Origin of the sequence: Prevotella bivia DSM 20514, from assembly GCF_000262545.1 — a bacterium.
GTDB lineage: Bacteria > Bacteroidota > Bacteroidia > Bacteroidales > Bacteroidaceae > Prevotella > Prevotella bivia.
This window is the reverse complement of record NZ_JH660659.1, coordinates 191,012-213,777: the sequence shown is the minus strand read 5'-3', so window position 1 is coordinate 213,777 and position 22,766 is coordinate 191,012. Positions and strand designations below refer to the sequence as shown.

General features: G+C 38.7%; 14 protein-coding genes. 6 read left to right on the top strand and 8 right to left on the bottom strand.

Annotation, left to right across the window (positions count from 1 at the left end; genetic code table 11):
• Positions 1 to 8: 8 nt before the first annotated feature.
• Both mtgA and PREBIDRAFT_RS01530 read left to right on the top strand, forming a co-directional pair.
• Positions 9 to 698: a monofunctional biosynthetic peptidoglycan transglycosylase gene (mtgA, locus tag PREBIDRAFT_RS01535; protein ID WP_004337784.1), complete on the top strand. Its 690-nt coding sequence runs from the start codon at positions 9 to 11 to the stop codon at positions 696 to 698.
• Positions 699 to 747: 49 nt separating this feature from the next.
• A complete protein-coding gene (locus tag PREBIDRAFT_RS01530; RefSeq protein ID WP_004337785.1) occupies positions 748 to 3,267 on the top strand; it encodes an ATP-dependent helicase in 2,520 nt (839 codons plus the stop codon).
• 61 nt (positions 3,268 to 3,328) lie between these two features.
• On the opposite strand, the gene trmD is transcribed toward PREBIDRAFT_RS01530, so the two are convergent.
• Both trmD and thrA read right to left on the bottom strand, forming a co-directional pair.
• Positions 3,329 to 4,003, bottom strand: a complete 675-nt coding sequence (gene trmD / locus PREBIDRAFT_RS01525) for a tRNA (guanosine(37)-N1)-methyltransferase TrmD (RefSeq protein WP_004337786.1) — start codon at positions 4,001 to 4,003, stop codon at positions 3,329 to 3,331.
• Between the two features lie 17 nt (positions 4,004 to 4,020).
• Positions 4,021 to 6,456 carry a bifunctional aspartate kinase/homoserine dehydrogenase I gene (gene thrA, locus PREBIDRAFT_RS01520; protein ID WP_004337787.1) on the bottom strand — a complete coding sequence of 812 codons (2,436 nt, stop codon included), beginning with the start codon at positions 6,454 to 6,456 and terminating at the stop codon, positions 4,021 to 4,023.
• A gap of 157 nt (positions 6,457 to 6,613) precedes the next feature.
• On the opposite strand from thrA, the gene PREBIDRAFT_RS01515 reads away from it, so the two are divergent.
• From PREBIDRAFT_RS01515 to PREBIDRAFT_RS01500, 4 genes are all read left to right on the top strand, one after another.
• Positions 6,614 to 8,200, top strand: a complete 1,587-nt coding sequence (locus PREBIDRAFT_RS01515; RefSeq protein WP_004337788.1) for an NAD(P)/FAD-dependent oxidoreductase — start codon at positions 6,614 to 6,616, stop codon at positions 8,198 to 8,200.
• 473 nt (positions 8,201 to 8,673) lie between these two features.
• Complete coding sequence (locus tag PREBIDRAFT_RS01510; protein ID WP_004337789.1) at positions 8,674 to 11,061, top strand: TonB-dependent receptor; 2,388 nt, start codon at positions 8,674 to 8,676, stop codon at positions 11,059 to 11,061.
• Between the two features lie 59 nt (positions 11,062 to 11,120).
• Positions 11,121 to 11,747: a nicotinamide riboside transporter PnuC gene (gene pnuC, locus PREBIDRAFT_RS01505; RefSeq protein WP_004337790.1), complete on the top strand. Its 627-nt coding sequence runs from the start codon at positions 11,121 to 11,123 to the stop codon at positions 11,745 to 11,747.
• Complete coding sequence (locus PREBIDRAFT_RS01500) at positions 11,744 to 12,418, top strand: thiamine diphosphokinase (RefSeq protein ID WP_004337791.1); 675 nt, start codon at positions 11,744 to 11,746, stop codon at positions 12,416 to 12,418. The genes pnuC and PREBIDRAFT_RS01500 overlap by 4 nt, the downstream gene beginning before the upstream one ends.
• A gap of 108 nt (positions 12,419 to 12,526) precedes the next feature.
• Here the strand turns inward: PREBIDRAFT_RS01500 and queG are convergent, their stop codons facing one another.
• The 6 genes from queG to PREBIDRAFT_RS01470 all read right to left on the bottom strand — a co-directional run bounded on the left by queG (position 12,527) and on the right by PREBIDRAFT_RS01470 (position 22,581).
• Complete coding sequence (gene queG, locus PREBIDRAFT_RS01495; protein WP_374042458.1) at positions 12,527 to 13,408, bottom strand: tRNA epoxyqueuosine(34) reductase QueG; 882 nt, start codon at positions 13,406 to 13,408, stop codon at positions 12,527 to 12,529.
• A 127-nt stretch (positions 13,409 to 13,535) separates the two neighbouring features.
• Positions 13,536 to 14,168, bottom strand: coding sequence for a polysaccharide deacetylase family protein (locus PREBIDRAFT_RS01490; protein ID WP_004337793.1), 633 nt, complete (start codon positions 14,166 to 14,168; stop codon positions 13,536 to 13,538).
• A gap of 130 nt (positions 14,169 to 14,298) precedes the next feature.
• Complete coding sequence (locus PREBIDRAFT_RS01485; protein WP_004337794.1) at positions 14,299 to 17,625, bottom strand: DUF2723 domain-containing protein; 3,327 nt, start codon at positions 17,623 to 17,625, stop codon at positions 14,299 to 14,301.
• A 268-nt stretch (positions 17,626 to 17,893) separates the two neighbouring features.
• Positions 17,894 to 19,270 (bottom strand): protoporphyrinogen oxidase, encoded by a 1,377-nt coding sequence (hemG, locus tag PREBIDRAFT_RS01480; protein WP_004337795.1) that lies wholly within the window; start codon positions 19,268 to 19,270, stop codon positions 17,894 to 17,896.
• A 31-nt stretch (positions 19,271 to 19,301) separates the two neighbouring features.
• Positions 19,302 to 20,510: an MFS transporter gene (locus tag PREBIDRAFT_RS01475; RefSeq protein WP_004337796.1), complete on the bottom strand. Its 1,209-nt coding sequence runs from the start codon at positions 20,508 to 20,510 to the stop codon at positions 19,302 to 19,304.
• A gap of 16 nt (positions 20,511 to 20,526) precedes the next feature.
• Positions 20,527 to 22,581 (bottom strand): TonB-dependent receptor, encoded by a 2,055-nt coding sequence (locus tag PREBIDRAFT_RS01470; RefSeq protein WP_004337798.1) that lies wholly within the window; start codon positions 22,579 to 22,581, stop codon positions 20,527 to 20,529.
• Positions 22,582 to 22,766 lie beyond the last annotated feature (185 nt).

Genomic DNA, 22,766 nt, shown 5'->3' with positions numbered 1-22,766 from the left:
AATCAGTTATGGTTAAGAAAATATTGAAGATATTCCGATGGGTAGTAGCCCTACTATTTGTGTCGTCGATACTTTGTGTCGTCGTATATCGTTTTATTCCTGTTTATTTTACCCCTCTTATGCTTTCACGCTGTTTTGAACAGATAGGAAATGGTGAGCATGTGAAACTATATCACTCGTGGAAACCACTTAAAGAAATGTCGCCCTCTATGCCTGTTGCAGTAATAGCTAGCGAAGATCAGCGTTTCCTTACTCATCATGGCTTCGATTACCAAGCTATAGAACAAGCTGCCAAAGAGCATATAAATGGTAATAAGCGCTTACGTGGTGGTTCTACTATTTCACAGCAAACAGCTAAAAATGTATTCTTATGGCAAGGACGCTCATGGCTGCGCAAAGGACTTGAAGCTTATTTTACCTTTCTCATAGAAACAATGTGGAGCAAACAGCGCATTATGGAAGTTTACCTAAACTCTATAGAAATGGGAGATGGTATCTATGGAGTACAAGCTGTTGCAGAACAACACTTTGGTCTTGATGCCAAAGATTTAAGTAGATCCGACTGTGCACTCATAGCAGGTACGCTTCCTAATCCACGTCGTTTTTCTTCAAAAGCACCAGGTCTTTATATGCGTAAACGTCAGAAGCAAATTGAAAAGCAGATGACGTTTATTCCTGCTTTTTCTGAAGAATATTAATCAATGTTTCTTACCCCATACTCTTTTTTCTAAAGAAAATCAGATAACGATGATATTAGACGATTTGAACTCCTATCAGCGCGAAGCTGTTGAATATTGTAATGGACCATCACTTGTTGTAGCTGGTGCAGGTTCAGGTAAAACACGTGTCCTCACCTATAAAATAGCCTATCTTTTAGAGAAAGGATTAAAGCCATGGAATATACTTGCGTTAACTTTTACCAATAAGGCAGCACGTGAAATGAAAGAACGTATTGCAAAGATCACCCATTCTCATGATACTAATCGTCTTTATATGGGTACGTTCCATTCTATCTTTGCTCGTATTCTTCGTGCAGAAGCTCATCATATTGGCTATAATTCAAACTTTACTATTTATGATGAAAGCGATTCACGCTCACTGCTAAAGAATATAATCAAGGCAATGGGGTATGATGAAAAGGTATATAGGCCTAATTCAGTGCATCATTTTATATCAATGGCAAAAAATCACTTAATTACTGCTGAAGAATATGCACATGATAAGTTGGCTATTGACCGCGATAAACAAGCACGTATGCCCTATATTTATTCCATTTATCAAGCATATGAAGCTCGTTGTAAGCAAGCTAATGCTATGGATTTCGATGATATTCTCGTAAATACCTACGTTTTATTGCGAGATAATCAGGAGGTAAGGCAGAAATATGCTACACTATTTGAATATATCCTTGTGGATGAGTACCAAGATACCAACTTCGCACAGGTGTCCATCATTCAACAACTGGCAGAACTCCATCAACGTGTCTGCGTAGTGGGCGATGATTATCAAAGTATTTACTCTTTTCGTGGTGCTAATATTGATAATATACTAGACTTTAAGCAAAAATTTATTGGGGCTAAAACTTTTAAGTTAGAGCGTAACTATCGTTCAACTCAGCTAATAGTACAAGCTGCTAACTCCCTAATGAAGCATAATGAACGACAAATACCAAAAGAGGTTTATTCTCAAGAAGATGAAGGAGATAAGTTGCAATATAAGCCTTGCTATAGTGACAAAGAAGAGGCTTTAATAGTAGCTAAAGAAATACAGAGGATAAAACGTGCAGACAATGCTACTTATTCCGACTTTGCCATTCTTTATAGGACTAATGCCCAAAGTAGAACTTTTGAAGATGAATTGCGTAAGCAGACTGTTCCCTACAAGATTATAGGTGGATTGTCGTTTTACCAGCGTAAAGAAATAAAAGACATTATTGCTTACTTCAGACTTGTTGCGAATAATGACGATGAAGAAGCCTTTAGACGTATTATTAATTATCCTGCACGTGGCATTGGCAATACTACTATTCAGAAGATAGTTGATTGTGCCTCAAAAAATAATGTGAGTCTTTGGCAGATTATTACGAATCCATCGTTATACGATCTAAATGTTAACAAAGGTACGCTAGCAAAAATTAACGGTTTCATCGAGCTTATTTCTAACTTTATTGACCGCCTTTCAACTACAGATGCCTATCTATTAGGAAAAGATATCATTCAACTAAGTGGTATTTCTGCAGATATTTACTCAAGTACTGACCCGGAGGCGTTATCTCGCCAAGAAAATCTCGAAGAGTTTCTTTCAGCAATGCAAGATTTTGTAGAAACTGGGAGAGAAGAGGGTAGAGAGGACTATCTCTATCTAACAGATTATCTACAAGAGGTGGCGCTCTATTCAGATGCCGATAAAGCAGATGATAATTCTCCGAAAGTAACACTTATGACAGTCCATGCTGCAAAAGGACTTGAGTTTCCCACTGTTTTTATTGTAGGATTGGAAGAAAATATATTTCCTAGTCCTATGTCAGCAAGCTCAAAGCGAGAAATAGAAGAGGAACGAAGACTGCTATATGTGGCCATTACTCGTGCAGAACGTCATTGTATAATTACAAATGCTAAAAATCGCTTTCGTTACGGTACAATGCAGTTTGATAATCCCAGCCGTTTTATCAAAGATATTGACCCTGCATTCATATCAGAAGATAGCAGCACTAGCTTTTCTAATACTGGATATGGTGGACGTCGAATGGCATGGGATGAAAAAAGAAGTTATACTTCATCAGACTCTGATAACTATCGTGATTATGAACCTAATCGACCTTACACAGGTAGTCGTCCATGGGGAAGTGAATATAAACAACTAGGAAGTCGTTTCCAAAATAATAATCCTGTTGCTAGTCAGTTTCGTGCCGATCCACAACCTAAGCTTACACAGCGTAAGCGTCCAGAAGTAGCAATCGATCCTCTATCCGATCGCACAAAACGCCGTATTCTTTCAGAAGGTGGTAACTTGTGTCGGTTAACAACAGCCATAAAAAATGGAGGTAGAGTTATTCAAAACACCCCATCTAACTCAAAAAATTTTTCACATTCAACGTCTAGCACTAATTCGCTAACAGAAGGTGCGATAATAGAACATCAACGCTTTGGTATAGGAAAAGTTATAAAGGTGGAAGGGGTTGGAGAAAATGTTAAAGCCACAGTTGACTTCCAAAATATAGGGCAGAAACAATTATTGTTGAAGTTTGCTAAATATAAGATACTATAAAGAGATAAGAGGGTGATATCTATAATGATAGCATCCTCTTATTATATATGTATAAAACCTTTTACTTTAAAAGGTCAGGTCTTAATCTTTTGGTGCGCTCCATCGCTTGGTCAAATTCCCACTGTTTAATTTTAGCTTCATTACCACTGAGAAGAATTTCGGGCACATCCCAACCATTATAACTACGAGGACGTGTATATATGGGAGCAGAGAGCATATCGTCTTGAAAACAATCGGATAGTGCACTTTGTTCATCACTAATAGTTCCAGGAATAAGTCTTACTACAGCATCCACAATAATAGCAGCAGGAAGTTCTCCACCTGTTAGAACAAAATCGCCAATAGAGATTTCACGAGTAATAAGATGGTCGCGTACACGTTGGTCTATTCCTTTATAATGTCCAGCAAGGATAATAAGGTTGCCACCAAGTGAGAGATCATTGGCTATTTTTTGGTTAAACTGTTCTCCATCTGGAGAAGTAAAAATAACCTCATCATAATCGCGTTCAGCTTTCAGAGCTGATATACAGCGATCTATTGGCTCTATTTGCATTACCATACCAGCTTGACCTCCAAACGGATAGTCGTCAATACGTTTCCATTTGTCTTGACTATAGTCGCGCAAATTATGCAAACGAATTTCTGCTAACCCTTTTTTCTCCGCTCTAGCAAGAATGCTCTCATGTACAAAGCCTTCAAGCATTTCAGGTAATACTGTTATAATATCTATTCTCATTTATTGTTATTTTTTACTTATATATTAGCTATGCTCATGATATTGGCAAATATACCTGCAGCTGTAACAGAAGCTCCTGCACCATAGCCCTGAATAAGCATTGGGTATTGTTTATAACGTTCAGTGGTGAGAAGGATAATATTATTACTCCCCTCTAACCTATAAAAAGGATGTTGAGCATCAACCTCTTTAAGCGATACATTTGTTGCTCCATGATCCATTGTTGCTACAAAACGCCAACGCTTTCCTTCTGCATCAAGTTTTGCTCGATGCGCTTCAAAGTCTGCATCAAGCTCTGGTAGATGACTCCAAAAGTCAGCAAGCGACCCTTTTAAAAAGCTATCAGGAATAAATAATTCTTTCTTAACATCAGCTTGTTCCACCTTATAGCCAGCCTCACGAGTTAGGATAACAAGTTTACGGATAACATCAGTTCCACTAAGATCAATACGTGGATCAGGTTCGCTATATCCCTCTTCCTTTGCAGATAGAACTGTAGCTGAGAGAGGTTTGGTTGCAGAAATAGCATTAAATATATAGTTTAATGTACCTGATAGTACTGCTTCAATTTTTAATATTTTATCACCAGAATTTTTAAGATCGTTGATAGTACCAATAATTGGCAAGCCTGCTCCCACATTTGTTTCATAGAGAAACTTAATGCCACGTTGTAATGCTGTCTGTTTAAGTTTCAAATAGCTTTCATACGGGCCAGAAGCTGCTATTTTATTAGCAGTTACTACTGACACACTGTGATCTAGCAAAGTTTGATAAAGGTTAGCAACCTCTGGTGATGCTGTACAATCTACAAAGACCGAATTGAATATATTCATCTCCACAATATGTTGACAAAGAAGTGCTGGCGATGAGCTTTCACTCTGTTTTAGTAAAGAGTGATAACTATTGAGATCTATTCCATCACGATTGTAAATAGCATTTTTCGATGAGGCTATACCTACCACATTTAGCTTGAGATGAGAATAATTAGCTAGCTCATCATGTTGGCTTTTTATTTGTTCAATAAGTTTACTACCTACAGTGCCTATACCACAAATGAAAAGGTTCAGAACCTTATATTCAGATAGGAAGAAGGAATCGTGTATAACATTAAGTGTTTTGCGTAGTTCAGAACCTTCTACCACAAACGAAATATTAGTTTCTGCTGCACCTTGCGCACAAGCTATAACACTAATTCCTGATCGACCAAGTGTTCCAAATAGTTTGCCTGCAATACCTACTGCGTGTTTCATATTCTCGCCTACAATAGCTACTGTCGCTAATCCACTTTCAGCATGCATAGGAAACATTCTACCATCTTCTATCTCTAGTTTAAACTCTTCGTTAAGTACTTTTATAGCTTTCTCTGCATCTTCGTCTTTCACACCGATAGATGTATTATTTTCTGAAGCTGCTTGTGAAACAAGAAATACGCTAATACCGTTATTTGCTAAAGTTGTAAAAATTCTTCTGTTTACACCTACAACTCCAACCATAGACAGACCTGTAACTGTAATAAGTGTAGTGTCTTTTATAGAAGAAATTCCACGAATAAGTTTTGGACTCTTTGTAACAAACTGCTTTATAACAGTACCTTCATTAGAAGGGCTGAAGGTATTCTTTACCTTGATCGGGATATTCTTAACACAAACGGGGTAAATAGTAGGAGGGTAGACCACTTTTGCTCCAAAGTTGCATAACTCCATTGCTTCCGTGTATGATAGTTCGTTGATCGTATAAGCCGATTTAATAACTTTAGGGTCTGCAGTCATAAAACCATCTACATCCGTCCAAATCTCAAGAGCCTCAGCATCAAGAGCGGCAGCAAGAATAGAAGCAGTATAATCACTTCCTCCACGACCAAGGTTAGTAGTATCACCACTCACTTTGTCTTGGGCTATAAACCCTGGCACAACAGCTATACGAGGAATGGTTTGAAAAGCGAGCCTTACCAAGTCATAAGTAAGTTCTGAATCAAGGCTTCGCTTACTATTTTTTCCCTCTGTTTTAATGAATGAACGTGCATCATACCATTTTGAGCCTTTAATGAGCGTAGCTACGATGTTGGAGCTTAGTCGTTCACCATAGCTTACAATAGTATTTTTGGTTTTTTCTCCAAGATCGTGAATAAGATATACACCATAATAGATAGAATGGAGTTGCTCAAGTAATGTATCAACGGTATAGAAAAGTTTTTCACGATCGTATGTGTTAGTAATAATTGTATCTATCATTTTATGGTGACGCTGCACTATTTTTTCATACTCTTGTTTCCAATTATCATCACCTTTAAGAGCTAATTGTGAGGTTTTTATAAGTTGATCGGTGATGCCTCCTAAGGCACTAACCACTACTATTACCTTTTGATGTTTAGCTTCTTTTTCAACAATCCGCTTTAAGCTTAAAATGCTTTTAACGGAACCTACGGATGTTCCTCCAAACTTCAATACTTTCATAACAAATCTTTTAAAGTTATTATTATGTATTCCTCTTAACAATAGAGCAAACACAAAACTTAAAGGCAAAAATAGTAAGAAAAAGCCCAATATACAACTAAATGAAGATATATTTGTGTAATTTTGTAGCAATTACATTGCAAATATATATTACAGGATGATTCAAGAATATCAACTACGTGTTTTACCACAAATAGGTTATAACGAGACTAATTTAAAGGCATATCTTGCAGAGGAGAAAGGTTTAGATTTGGCTGAGATCTACCGCGTACGTGTTTTAAAACGGTCAGTTGACGCTCGTCATAGAGATATATACATCAACCTGAATGTTCGCGTATACATTAATGAATTTCCACAAGATGATGTTTTTCAACACACCGAATATAAAGATGTGAGCAAAGCACCTGCTGTTATTGTTGTAGGAGAAGGTCCTGCAGGACTCTTTGCCTCATTACGATTAATAGAGCTTGGCTTGCGTCCTATCGTTTTAGAACGTGGAAAAGATGTTCGTGAACGAAAGAATGATTTAGCCCTCATTACCAAAACACAAAAAGTAAATAACGAATCAAATTATTGTTATGGCGAAGGTGGGGCAGGAGCTTATTCGGATGGTAAACTCTATACACGTAGCAAGAAGCGTGGGTCAGTAGATAAAATTCTAAATGTTTTCTGCCAGCATGGAGCTAGCTCTTCTATTCTTGCTGATGTTCATCCCCATATCGGTACAGACAAGCTACCTCGAGTTATTGAGAATATGCGTAACACCATATTAAAATATGGTGGTGAGGTGCATTTTCAAACAAAGATGATTAGCTTTATTACAGATGAAAACATTCTAAAAGGAGTACGAGCAATCAACTTAAAGAGTACAGTTGATCATCCTACAGAAGTAGAATTTTTTGGACCAGTTATATTGGCTACAGGTCATTCTGCACGCGATGTTTATCGCTATATGGCAAATGTGAAAGGAGACCTTGAGGCTAAAGGCTTAGCCATTGGAGTACGTTTAGAGCATCCATCACATTTGATAAACCAAATACAATATCATAATAAAGAAGGTAAGGGTAAGTTTCTACCTACTGCTGAATATTCGTTTGTTACGCAAGTAGACGGAAGAGGAGTTTACTCTTTCTGTATGTGTCCGGGTGGCTTTGTCATTCCTTCTGCAACAGGAGCAGAACAAGTGGTTACTAACGGAATGAGTCCAGCTAATCGCGGTACGCAATGGTCAAATTCAGGAATGGTGGTTCAAATTAATCCTGACGATGTTGAAGGTGATGATGTCTTACGACTGCTAAAATATCAGGAAGAATTAGAACAAAACACATGGCAACAAGGTGGACGCTCACAAGTAGCACCAGCCCAACGTATGGCAGACTTTGTTAATAATCGGTTGTCATACGATCTGCCTAAGTCAAGCTATGCTCCAGGCTTGCTTTCTAGTCCTCTTCATTTTTGGATGCCCGAATATATTTCTAAACGCCTTCAAACTGCTTTTCGCAAGTTTGGTAAGACCTCGCATGGATTCTTAACAAACGAAGCTGTCCTTATTGCTTCAGAAACAAGAACAAGCTCTCCTGTGCGAATTTTACGCGATCGTGAGTCTCTTATGCATGTGCGTTTGCAAGGACTTTTTCCATGTGGTGAAGGTGCTGGTTATGCTGGAGGTATTGTTAGTGCAGGCATTGATGGTGAAAGATGTGCAGAAATGGTAGCAGAGTACTTAGGAAGAATAGAGTATTAAAAAAAACAGTGCAAAGCAGGAAAGTTATTTTTATAAATCGTTGTATACCAAAACTTTATATGCCTTAAAATAAAAGGTAACCTTTTTGCTAGTAAAAGGTAACCTTTTGTAGCGTAAAAGGTCATCTTTTGATGAGTAAAAGGTCATCTTTTACTGAGTAAATTTTTATAGAGCGATTTTACTTGGACTACTCACACTTATTTTTGCTCTAAACAAAAAAAATAGTATTCTGTATTAGGAGAAACTCCACAACCATAAAAAATCTATTCATAAATATTTTTTTATTTTACTTTTCTGAAATTTTCATGAATAGAAAAAGAATGAGTAACTTTGCAATTGGTTTTCAAACAGAAAACTAAGGGGTGCTAGCCTGTGTGGGCTTGCTGAGATTATACCCATGAACCTGATGCGGGTAATGCCGTCGTAGGAACATTCCCCCTTTATTTATATTTTAATACAAGTTATATACCTTCATGAAAAGAATGGTGATTTTTGCTAGCGCACTTACTTGCGTTAGTGGAATAATGGCACAAAACGTTGCTGATACTTTGCGTAGCCAGCAACTAAACGAAGTAATAGTGGCTGGTGTGCGAGCAACAAAGAATGCTCCATACGCTGTTGCCAATATTAATAAAAGTGAGTTGCAAACATTTAGCAAACAGGGTAGGGAGTTGCCTTTCCTTTTTGCTCGTACTCCAGGCATTATAGCATGGGGTGAGAATGGTTTAGGCACTGGTACTGCTGCTATGCGTGTGCGTGGTACGGGTGCTAGTAGAATAAATGTAACCCTTGATGGTGTTTCGCTCAATTCTCCAGAGGATCAAGCTGTATTTTGGGCTAATATGAATTCGTATGCAGCATTATTAGGGAGTATCCAAATACAGCGTGGTATCGGTACTTCTACCAATGGCGATGGTGCTTTTGGTGGTTCTATTTCGTTGGCAACAGCTTCTCCACAGTTTACCCCTTCGGTAGAAGTAACAGCATCTTATGGTTCTTATAATACCTATAATGTGGGTACTAACTTTTCTACGGGGTTGATAGGCAATCATTTTATCTTTGATGGTGCTTATCATGAGACTGCAACCAACGGTTTTATTCATGGTACACAAGGGCGTTCAGGTTCTTACTATGGTGGTTTAACGTGGCTTGCCAACGATAAATTCCGCATAAGCTATAAGAATATTGGAAATTTTGAGAAGACAGGACAAGCATGGAATGGTGTAGTAACGGGTAATAATGGCAATAGTTTGATAAATGGCACTTATGGTACTTCAACAGGTATTACTACTTATAAGGATCTTTACGATCATGGTTTGGGAAAGTATAATCTGCTTTATGAGAATATTTTAACCGACAAGGATGACGCCTTTGTGAAAGATGCTAATGGCAACTATACTACCTATCGCTATAAGATGCGCGATGGATCTTATTGGGATAAGACCACCGATAATTTCTATCAAAACCACAATATTCTTTCGGCTGCTTATACACCTAATGTACATTGGAGCCACAGCTTTGCTTTACATTACACTTATGGCTATGGTTATTATAGTGAATTTAAGGAGAATACTAAGCTCAAGAAGTTTGGTTTAACCTTTACCGATGCTGCTGGTAAGGAGGTAAAGAAATCAGACTTTGTGCGTATGAAGGGCTTGAGACAGCATACATACGGCTTAGTTTATACTACTAAGTATAAGAACGAGCCGTGGAATGTTATTGGAGGACTCAACCTTCAGCAATTCCGTGGAAGCCATTTCGGTTATCTTACTTATATCAGTAATGCAGAGTTAGATGCAAAGTTTCGTCCAAATGGTGTTGATTATCAATACTATGACTCAAAAGCTTTTAAGCAAGACTATAGTGCCTATGTAAAGGCTAGTTATAGTTTTGCCGATTATTGGAGTGCTTTTGCCGATCTGCAATATCGTTATGTGGATTACTCTTCTGATGGTATTAACGATAAATTCTATGAGAAGGATAATGGCTATATCAATCAATTAGTAAATATTGATAGCAAGTTCCATTTCTTTAATCCAAAGGTGGGTGTAAGTTATTATCGTGATAATCATAAGGCTTATGCTTCTTTAGCTTTAGCAAATCGTGAGCCTGAGCGCAATAACTATACAGATAACGGTGGTAATCCTGCTCCTTCTGCAGAGCGATTGCTCGATCTTGAGGTAGGTTATCAATATCAAGCCCCAAACTGGCATGCTGGAGCCAACTTCTATGGTATGTGGTATCATAACCAACTAGTGCAAACAGGTGCGCATAGCGATATTGGTGAACCATTGACTACAAACGTGAAACGTAGTTATCGTATTGGCGTAGAATTAGAGGTAGGTTGGAGTCCTTTATCATGGTTGTCAGTTGAGGGTAATGCAGCTTTGAGTAGTAATAAGGTAAAAGACTTTGATGAAGGTGCTAGTGTGAATTGGGAAAAGAGTTTCCGCACCATTCATTATGACAACTCTACCCTTGCTTTCTCTCCATCGGCTATTCTTAATGGCTTTATTGATGTTCATTATAAGGGCTTTAAAGCTACTTGGCATACTAACTTTGTAAGCAGTCAGTATCTTGATAATACAGAAAACGCTACTCGCTCATTGCCTTGCTATAGTCAAACGAATATCAACTTGGGCTACACCTTACATCCTGAGAAACGTTTCTTAGGTGTTAAGGAAATAAGCTTTGGTGCCGACTTTAATAACATTTTCAGTCGTCGTTATGCACCAACAGGTTGGGTTTATAGCAGTATTGTAGAGAAGTCTGGTCACCCTAATGAAAATCGCTATACGCAAATTGGTTTCATGCCAATGGCTGGTTTCAACTTTATGGGTAACATTACACTGAAATTCTAGGTCATTGAGTATCTTTATAAGGTGCAAATATGAACGTTTGCACCTTTATTTATTAATATATGACAGACATTATAAATACCCTCCACAGTTTCTTTACCGACTATCAAAAGCTTGAGATACTCGGTGCTGTAGTGGGATTAATCTATATTTATCAAGAGTATAAAGCTAGCATTTGGCTTTGGGTTACGGGTATTGTCATGCCTGCAATTTACCTCTTTGTGTATTATGAAGCGCAACTTTATGCCGACTTTGGTATGCAAATTTACTACATTATAGCTGGCATTTATGGCTTCCTTTACTGGAAACTATTCCGTAAAGAAACAAAGGAAGAATTACCAATTACCCACATGCCTCGTCGTTATCTCTTGCCAATTATCGTTGTGTTTGCTGCACTATGGTTTGCTCTTTATGAGGTGTTAGCTCATTTTACTAATTCCAATGTACCGCTCTATGATAGTTTTGGCAACACCGTGAGCATTGTTGGCTTATGGGCTTTATCGAAGAAATACATTGAACAATGGCTCTTTTGGATGGTTGCCGACATAGAATTAGCTGCGCTTTATGCTTATAAGGAAATCCCTTTCACTGCAGGTTTGTATGCCCTCTATGTGGTATTAGCGGTGGTTGGTTATCAAAAGTGGAGAGCGGAATATTTGAGAAATAAAGCAAAAGGAGGACTAGTATGAACAATATAATCAACAATTTCCCACTAGAATATGACGCTGTAATCCTTGCTGCTGGCGATTTTCCACATCATCTTTTGCCTATCAAAATCTTAAAACAAGCCAAAAATCTCTTTGTTTGTGATGGGGCTTTACAAAATCTGCTTGATCTCGAGATCATTCCTACTGCTATTATTGGTGATGGCGACTCGCTCAACGATACCTTAAAACAACAATTTAAAGACATCTATCATCAAGTGAATGAGCAAGAAGAGAATGATCTTACGAAAGCCACCCGTTATGCTATTGCGCATATTGACAAGCAGATAAATAATAGTAAGCGCCCTCGCTTTTGTTATATTGGTGCTACTGGTAAGCGCGAAGATCATACCTTGGGTAATATATCTCTCATGGTTCACTATTATGAATCACTTGGCATTGTTCCCACAATGGTAACAGATTATGGGTGGTTCACGGTGGGCAATGGTAGAAAGACTTTTATTTCAATGCCTCGTCAGCAAGTAAGCATATTCAATTTTGGTTGCGAGAGTTTGACTTCAGAAGCTCTCCGTTATCCACTTTATCCTGTTAAGGAGTGGTGGCAAGGCACATTGAATGAAGCTCTAGCTGACTACTTTACGATAGAAGGTAATGGTAGATACCTTGTTTATCAAACTTTTGATGTAAAAGAATAGAATAAAAGGGTAACAATTGTTGCCCTTTTTTCTTTTGCTTACGCTTCCTTAATATCTAATGTGAAATATCCCACTTAGTACTTTTTTATTATAGAAGTAATGAGTTTGTTATTCCTTTTTGGCTGCAATATTACGTTTCAATCCCTCAAATTTCACACGTTTTACGGCAGATCCTTTGAAGAGTTTGCGGTAATCGTCTACAGAAAGGTTGTGCCAATCTTCCTTAGTCATAGCTAATAACTCAGGCTTGGCTTGTAGGGAAGGTTCTGTTGTGGGGATAGAAAAGCGGTTCCAAGGACAAGCCGCAAGACAACGATCACAACCATAAATGGTGTTGCCCATAGCAGCTTTAGCTTCAGAAGATAGTTCTCCACGATTTTCTATGAGTTGGTAAGATAGGCATTTGTCCGACTCAAACTCTGCTTTTTCTGTAATAGCATGTGTAGGACAAGCATCTAAACAGCGATGACAATTGCCACAACGGCTTGTCATAGGCTTGTCGTACACATCTACTTCAAAAGGTAAAAACACCTCACCGAGGAAAAACATTGATCCTGCATGTGGGATAATGAGTTGATGATTTTTACCTATCCACCCCAATCCTGCTTTCATTGCCCAATAGCGTTCTAATACTGGTGCTGTATCACAGAAGCAACGCACAAGATTATCGCCCTCTGTTTGCCCATGTGGGGGGAGAGGAATAGGCGATATACTTTCTGCAAAAGTGCGCAATCGCTCTTTCATTAACTCGTGGTAATCGAGTCCTAAAGCGTAAGCTGCTAACTGATACTCACTAGCAGGGAGTGTTTTTCTAGGGGCATAGTTGAGAGCAACAGACACTATAGTCTTTACTCCGGGTACTAGCAAACGAGGATCGAGACGTTTATCCATATTGTTTGCCATGTATTGCATGCCTGCTTCATAGCCTTTAGCTATCCACCTTTGATAGCCTCTTGCTACTTCTTCATCTACGGGTAATGCCTTTGCCATACCACATGCAAAGAACCCTAGCCGTTTGGCTTCTTCTTTTATGAAAGATGAATTTATCAAGTCTGCTTTTTATTTAAGAGGAGTTAAAAGCGTGATTACTCCTTTAACTCCTCCTTACTTCTAAATTTTAATATGTCTCCTTAGGATCTTCTGGGAAAGATTTAAATTCATATCCCTGCTCCTTTAGCCATTGTAGTGATTGTGGCAGTGCTGTTTTTAGCTTTTCAATGCTCTTCAACGAGTCGTGGAAAGTAATGATAGAGCCATTGCGTACATAGCGCTTTACATTGTTGACAACATCTTCTGCGGTGAGATACTTAGAGTAATCGCGTGTAACAAGATCCCACATTACCACACGATAATGCTGTTTGATCCACCAATACACCGTATGTCGCAATATACCATGTGGTGGACGGAAGTAGGGCGACTTCACGATAGCGTCAGCCTTTGTTACATCTACCGCATAGCTCAGTGTCCAATGCTTAAATGATCCAAAATGGTGGTAAGTGTGATTGCCTACCATGTGTCCACGTCGCTTTATCTCTTCAAATAGTTCTGGGTATTTTACTGCGTTGTCGGCCACTACAAAGAACATTGCCTTTACATCAAACTCGTCTAAGATGTCAAGGATAATGGGTGTCGCTTCTGGTATTGGACCATCATCGAAAGTAATATACACAGCATGTTCGTTCTTGTTCATGCGCCAAAGAGCATGAGGGTAAAAGAGGCGAAGCCATCTTGCTGGTTGTTCTATAAGCATTTGCTTTCTTATTTCTTGATAAAGAGCCGAGACTTAGCCAAACTGTATGACTTAGCCTCGGCTGCATTGTTTTTATTTACGGCATATCTAATACATTCCTATTATTAGAACTCCTCGCTTTCCCCAATATTTAGTTATCGTGCAGATTACCTCCTAAAGATTGGAAGTTGCGCATCATTTGGTCTAGTTCTGCGGCATGCTTATTAGCCCATGCACGATTAGTGCGATCATTAGCACGAACTAGATTGATCATGATTTGGAAGTGCATCTTGCATGAGCCTTGCGACATATCAAAGTAACGACTACCAAGGTTCATGTAGTAGTTAGCATATTGCTTTGAATACTTCCATAGCTGATCATAAATCTGCTGCGCCTTAGCCTTCTTACCAAGTAAAGTGTATGCTTGAGCAATATCGGCAGCACCACTCATATATACACAAGGCACCACTGTATAAGGTATTTCTTTTTCTACCTTTTGCAATACCTTCAATGCCTTATCATATTTACTTTCAGCAATAAGCTCCAATGCTAATTGAGCAATCTCACGACGATGGGTATATGCCATGCGAGCAATGGTTTCGTCAAGATAGAAATTAGGATTGTTTAATCCACCCCACTTAAACTTATTCATCACTGCATCGTAGGTTTTTTCTGTATCATAGTTGTGTGTATTCAACTGATCACCCACCTTTGTACTCTTGGTAACAAAGGGTGTAATACGATTAGCCAAACCCTCTTGCACAAAGTTGTCGCCAAGGTTCATAAAGTTTTCACCTCCAACGGTGATAGCGACATATAGCGGGCGTTTCCAATTGGTGTTAGCTATCATCTCAAGCATCATAAGATCGCTCTTATAAAGTGCATCCTTACCTGTGAGCGAGATAACCATCTTGTCAGGAATAGAGTCGCCTGGTATCATCATACCACTCTTCTTTACAGCCTCTTTGTCGATGGTCATATAGATAGTATCTGTAGGGATAACGTGGGTTTCTGCATCCTTAGAACGTACCCAATATTTCAAAATATTCTTCAACTCGAATGGATCGTCGCCAAATGCCTGCTTAGCCCTAGTAGGGTCTTGGCGATAAAACTCCTTAACCTGTTCTTTAAGATTTGGCTGAATTGGTACCATTTCGTTAGTGCCACTTACATAATCCAAACGACTCCAATTAATTGGTACACTAGGCGAGTTGTAAGCAGGGCGACGCATTTGGTCGATATACCAGTCGGTTTGCAAATAACTAAGGTTGCATACACGAGCATCTGTGCGTACACCTTCTACCTCTTGGTTATACCACAAAGGGAAAGTATCGTTATCACCATTGGTAAAGATGATAGGATTGCCCTTTGCTTGTAGAGAGTTTAAGTAGTTCTGACCAAAGTCGTGACAAGCATATCTACCCGAGCGATCGTGATCATCCCATGTCTGCGATACCATTTGGATAGGCACTAGCAAACAAGCTGCACTGATAATGGTAGCCGATGCCACTGCAGGTACTTTCAACTTCTTTGACCAGTCGTACAAGGCTGCCACACCTAGTCCGCACCAAATGGAGAAAGCATAAAACGATCCTGCATACGCATAGTCGCGTTCACGAGGCTGACCTGGGTACTGATTAATATATAATACGATAGCCAAACCTGTCATAAAGAACAAGAAGAATACCACCCAAAATTGCTGAATACCACGTTTTCCGCGCCATGATTGCCAAAAAAGCCCTAGCAAACCTAGCAATAATGGCAAACAGTAAAATACGTTATGACCCTTATTTGCTTTCAAATCGTCAGGCATTAGGCTCTGATCGCCATATAACGCATTATCGATAAATGATATTCCTGTAACCCAGTTGCCATGCTCGGGCTCACCATTACCTTGTATATCATTCTGACGTCCAGCAAAGTTCCACATAAAGTAACGCCAATACATAAAGTTGCACTGATAAGACAAGAAGTAGCGTATATTCTCCATCTGTGTAGGCATCTTCACACCATCTACATCATAACCTGTTACGCCTCCTAGCCATTGTTCATATTGCCCAGCATGAGCATTGTCCCACATACGAGGGAAGAACATATTCTGCTCATACTGTATTTTATCTTTTGTGCGCACCACAAAGTACGAGTCTTTCTCATCGGAAGAAGCTTTTTCCTTACGTTCATACACAGGAGCTCCTTTAGAAAATTTGTAGTGTTGCCCATCTTCGTCTATTGCAGGCTGACTACTGTAAGCCTGACCATAGAGTAGCGGACTATCGCCATACTGATCACGACTCAAATAGCTACCCAATGTGAAGATGTCCTCTGGAGAGTTCTGATCCATCGGTGTGTTGGCTGTAGATCGAATTACGATCAATGCGTATGAAGAATAGCCAATGATAAGCATCAACATACTTAGCAAGGCTGTGTTCTTTATACGAGCCGAAACTAGTGGCAACACGCTCTTTTTACCGTCTACATTGCTCTTACGCTTCATTTGTAGCACAAAGAAAGTAACAGCAAGGATAACAACACCTGTAAAGAAAGCCTTCCAACCGAAACCAACAAAAGGAATACCTATCAAGCCAAAGGCTACTATAAAAGCGATGTTTTGACGCTTCTGACTGCCGTCTTGATAAGTTTCGTAAATAGCCCAAACAAAGGAGCCTATCAATAATAAAATATATAGGATAGTACCTGTGTTGAAAGGCATACCAAGAGTATTGGTAAAGAACAATTCAAACCAACCGCCCACAGTGATAATGCCTGGCACAACACCATAAAGCACAGCTGCCACTAGTACTACCGAGATAAGGAGGGCTATGAGCGAACCTTTTAAGTTGGCATCAGGGAATTTCTTATAATAGAATACCAATACAATGGCTGGAATACAAAGCAAGTTCAAGAGGTGAACACCGATTGACAAACCAGTCATATATGTAATGAGTACCAACCACTTGTCCGAGTGAGGTTTGTCGGCATTATCCTCCCACTTTAATATGAGCCAGAATACCACTGCCGTGAAAGCCGATGAATAAGCATATACTTCGCCCTCTACTGCCGAAAACCAAAATGTGTCGCTCCATGTATAAATGAGTGCACCCACTAAGCCTGAACCTTCGATAGCAATGAGCTTTGCTAGTGAGATTTCCTCGCCATCGCGCACAATAAGACGACGTGTGAGGTGGGTAATCGTCCAAAACAAAAACATAATGCAGGCTGCTGAAAGCAGTGCACTCATCGTGTTTACCATTTTAGCTACCTGTGTAGCATCGCTAGCAAAGTGGGAAAAAATGTTAGCAGTAAGTGCAAAGAAAGGTGCCCCGGGAGGATGCCCTACCTCTAGTTTGAAACCTGTTGTGATAAATTCTGGGCAATCCCAGAAGCTAGCCGATGGCTCAATCGTAGAAACGTAAGTAAAGGCAGCAATCAGAAATGCTACCCAACCTAGTACGTTATCCACTAGTCTAAACTTTTTCATTTATATAGTTTAAATTTAGAGAGAGCTACTACCCCAATAGCAATAGCTTCGTTATTTATTTCGAAATAGTAGCTGCAAAGATACCAATATAAATTATATTATAAGGTGAAAGGAATTAGAAATTATTTTAAAAAAGAACGAAAGACATTATTTTTTAGTCTTTCAAAAGCAAGAGCTGTGCTTTTAAAAAGTAAAAGATGACCTTTTGAATGGTAGAAGATGATAGATTGATATAATGTTAAATATTTTCAAATAAGCAAGTTGTAATTTATGCTTTATTTTTTGTGCTAGCAATGGCTTCTGCTACATCAATAGCTTGCTTTATTCTGTCGCCCATTCCTATACCATCTCTTAGATTTCCTGCTATGTACAAACCCAGATGCTGTTGCTGGAGGGTATCTATAGTGCTAAGACGAGCATCAGTAGAAAGAGTATATTGAGGAATAGCATGTTTGTGGCGATAAATGCGAATAACATCGGCACATGTACCTTGAGGATAACCCAGCATAAGGTGCAAAGATTGATTTACTAGTTGTTCTAATTCTGCATCTGTTTTGTTGAGATGTTCAGGATGTTTAGCCCCACCTATAAAGTAAGCATAAGTAGCACCTCCCTCTGGGGAACGATTAGTAAAGCAAGCAGAAGGCATAAGGATACCCAAAATGTCTTTCTTTTCACGCGAGGGTACTAAACCACCGAAAGCATTCCATTTTACATTACCCGTGTGTTTTATTCCTACACCTATTTCGATGACTGGCGCATAATAAAGGTTATTGAGTGTATCTAATTGCGCTTGTGGAATGAATTGAAGCAAAGACGGAAGCGCATACGAAGGGCATGTGGTAATAAGATAATTTGCTATGATTTGTTCATCACCACAAGTAATAACATACTTGCCATTATCTAGGTTTATGGTTATATTATCACATTCCAATGAAATATTATCTAGTCCAACTGCTGTGCCTAATGCGTTTATCAAAGAGCGAAAACCTCCTACAGTTGAGAAAACTTCTTTTGTAGCACGTTTGTCGCGAATGCTTTTTTTCTTTTTTGCTAGTGCCATACTTCCACGTACAAAACCACCATACTGCTGTTCAAGATGATAGAGTTTAGGAAGAGCTAGGCGGGTGGGAAGCGAATAAGGATCACCAGCATAAACGCCAGAGAGGAAGGGATCGACCGCATAATCAACGAACGACTTACCCAATCGGCGTTCGGCAAGACTACCAACACTTTCGTTGGGATCAGTGCCTTTATTCCTCCAAGGTTCGCCTAAGATACGCAATTTATCTTTCAGCGTAAAAAGTGGTGTAGTGATGGCACTCAATAAGCCTGAAGGAAGTGCGTAAAAACGATTGCCTTTCCATATCAATCGGCATTCGGCAGAAACAGAGGCTGGTTCAAAAGTGCATTGTTCTCCTAATCTGTCGAAAAGTTCTGCTACCTCTGGGTGTTTTACTGTGCCCGTGCTTGGACCTTGTTCGAAGATGAAGCTATCCACCTCTTCGGTCTGCATTAATCCACCTATGCGGTTCTCCTTTTCTAAAATTTCAACATCAATGCCTAATTCTTTTAGGTGCATAGCGCAAGTTAAACCTGTTAATCCTGCACCTATTACTACAGCTTCTCGTTCTCTTGTGCTCATGTTTATAGGAAATTATGCGATAAATGAGTAATTAATGTTTAAGAATTTTGAATATATATGTAACGCTTGCTATAGCAATGCCTGCTTCGACAGCAAACAATCCGCTATAATCCAATTTATGTGCAACAAAGCCAGCAATAGCTGCTATGATAATTCCCGATAGGTGAGTAATAACAACTTGGAGGGTAAAGTCGGTGCCTTCACAGCCAGGTCGAACCGCTTGCATTGCCGATGTATATACTACCACTGTTGCTAGTCCATAGCATGCTTGAATATATATAATACCTATCATAAGGGCTGTATGGCTAAATGGAAGCGAGTTGATGATAAGGAAATAAATAGGAGCAAGACAAATGAGTAGAGCTATGATAATACGAGCACGTGAAACACCAATGCGCTTGATAACTACTCCAGATAACCAAGCCATGAGAAAGGAGCAGAAAGTACCCAAAATACCTATATAGAAACCTATCTGCTTTATATCGTATCCATGATCTACCATATACGGCTTTAACATGGATATGATGCCAATAATACCCATATAATAGAGCATAAGAAACCCCACTTGTCGCCATGTGTCGTGATGGGGAAAAAAGTAAAGTATATCTTTGAAGTTCGCTTTCTGTGTGGGTTTAGGGGTTATTGCTTTTAAGTTCTTATTGAATAAAAGCGGGATAAGCATAATAAGAACAAAAAATGCTAAACAAAGAACTACTGCTTGCCATCCATAAGTTTTTAAGACAATAAGTAAAACACCAGAACCTAGTAAAGCTCCGCCAAAACTACCCATTGATTGCATACTATTAAGCATACTTCTTTCACTTTTTTTAGAGGTAATAATAGCTAGAGCATCGGTGGCTATATCTTGTGTTGCTGAGGCTAGTAAGGAAATAAATACAAGTACAAGTGCTAGTAGCATATTGCTTTGTACATTGACAAGACTAGTTGCAATGAGTGCTAAAGCATAGATAGATTCGGTTATAATAATGGTGCGTTTATAGTGGGCTACAGTAAGACAATGCCTGTCTACAAGTGGAGACCAAAATAGTTTTAGAAGCCATGGTAATCGAACTAGATTGAGTAAACCAATAGTGGTAAGACTATAATGTCCCTCACGCATCATGACTTGTAGTGCTGTCATCAAAAAAGATGAAGGTACCATTTGTGCAATATATAAGCAAAAAAAAGTACTTAGCGAGAGGGTGCTATTTGCTTTACTACTATTAGTTTTCTCAATCATTGTCCTTTATATAAAATCAGAAATCAATACTTAGCGAAGTACCAAAAGTAATCGACTTACCAGACTGTGCATAATTGCCTTTAGAAGCCTTAAATCCGTAGGCAATATAATTGGTATTGGTAAGGTTTTTGCCCCAAATATCCCAAGTGAAGATACCCTTAGTAAAGCTTGCCTTTGCATTAAGGGTAGCATAGAAGTTTTGGTAAACGGCATTATCATCTGCCCAATAAATACGACCTAAACCTGTCATACCTACATTAAGCATAATTTTGTCAAACCAGCCCGCATGGCGAACGGTATAGTTTCCGTTAATAGATAAAGTATGACCTGGTACCAGTGGTAGATATTTATTTGAATAATCTACCTTTTCACTCTTCTGGTAGGTTAGATACTTAGCATGGGTATAACCATAATTTAACGTAAAGTTAAGCTCTTGTACAGGATGATAGCCAAGACCGAGTTCAAAACCTTTACTATTTGTATGACCTGCATTAAGTATAATATTACCTACTCCCGTTACGGTATAAGCGGTTTGCATGTGGCGCCAATCAATGGAGAAAAGTGACGCTTCTACGGTCAACTTGTCATTAAGGAAGTTAAGTCGTGTACCTACTTCATAATTCCAACTGTATTCTGGACCATAAGTATGTTCGGTGTCTTTTGTCAAACTCACATTAAATCCCCCTGGTTTGTAACCGCGAGTAATGCTAGCATAATATAAATTATGTGCTGTAGTAAGGTACTGTAAGGTGAATTTAGGGGTAAATTGCGTAAAGCTAGTTTTATCAACATAGTCAGGCAACATCTTAACAGCATTAGTGTTCAAGTTTAAGACACCTTTCTTATAATTTATTTTTGAGTGCTCATAATCGAAGCGCAAACCTACTGTTGCCGATAAGCCTTTCCAAATATTGTATGAACTTTGATGATAAATAGCAAACGATTTTGTAGGTGTTTTATAAGCTATTGGAAAGGCTGTGTTTTTTTTAAACGCACTATTTTGCACAAACTGGTTGGTATTATCTATCATACCAAACAAGCCCACAATCCATTGGTAACGACTTTTGTTATTTGACTTCAACGTAAACTCTTGTGATACCATATTTTGATGAAAATCGTTTACGGTAAAAAACTTATCTTCAGGGGTAAAGTCCTGATCAATACCTAAATGGGTTTTGATAAATTGATAAGAAGTTTGGCTATTAAAGCTGATGTTATTATTGCTGTATTGCGCGTTAAAACCTGTTGATGAAATCAAGCGGCGGAAGCTACTATAGCGATTGTAGTTAATAGGAGCAACTTGTTTTGTTTCAACATTATAAGTTGAATATGGATAACCTCCCTGATCGCTGTAGTCGAGTGTAGAATTAAGATGGAGTAGCCAGTTCTTAGCAGGACGCCAATAGAAGCCTATCCTGCCTTCTACTTCATTCATTTTATCTATTTTTTCTTTCAAAGTTTCATTCTTAAACATACCATCGTTATGATGATAAGAAACAGCAGCAGAGACACCAAAGTTATTAGTAAGTTTTTGATAAGTAGAGCCTTGTGCTATAAAATCATTATATCTACCATAGCCCACTTTCAATCGCGTGTGTTGATAATCTATAGGATTATGTGTATATACATTAATAATACCTCCAATGGCATTGCGTCCATAAAGCGTGCCTTGCGGTCCACGATATACATCTACAGCAGCAAGGTCGTTCATATCAATATTGAAAGCAGATGTTTCAAAATGTGGAATGCCATCTACATAGAAGCCTACTGCTGCCCCTTTTGCTTTAACTCCGATACCACGTACATAAATTGGGGTATTTGCACGTGAACCATAGTCTGGCATAAAGAAGTTTGGCATTACAGCAGAAAGATCTTTTAGACCAGTAATATTTTGGTCGTTAATCTGTTGAGTACGGATAGTTGAAACTGAAGTAGGAGTAAGATTACGCTTATTGCGTTTAAAATCAGATACTAAAACTTCATCCATTCTGTATGAATTAGTAAGAGAGTCTTTGTCTATACTTTGCGCATTTCCAAGTGCCAAAGATAGCAACAATAACGAATTGAACATAATGTTTTTATATTATTTTTACTTTCGGATGCAAAGTTACTGCTAATAGGAAATTTACGCAATCATAATTTATAAGGATATTTTCTTAGATTGATACAAATATCGGCAAGAAACACCTTATATTTAATACTTTTTCTACATTCATTCTTTACCATTTCTAATTACTTTTCTTACCTTTGCAAGGA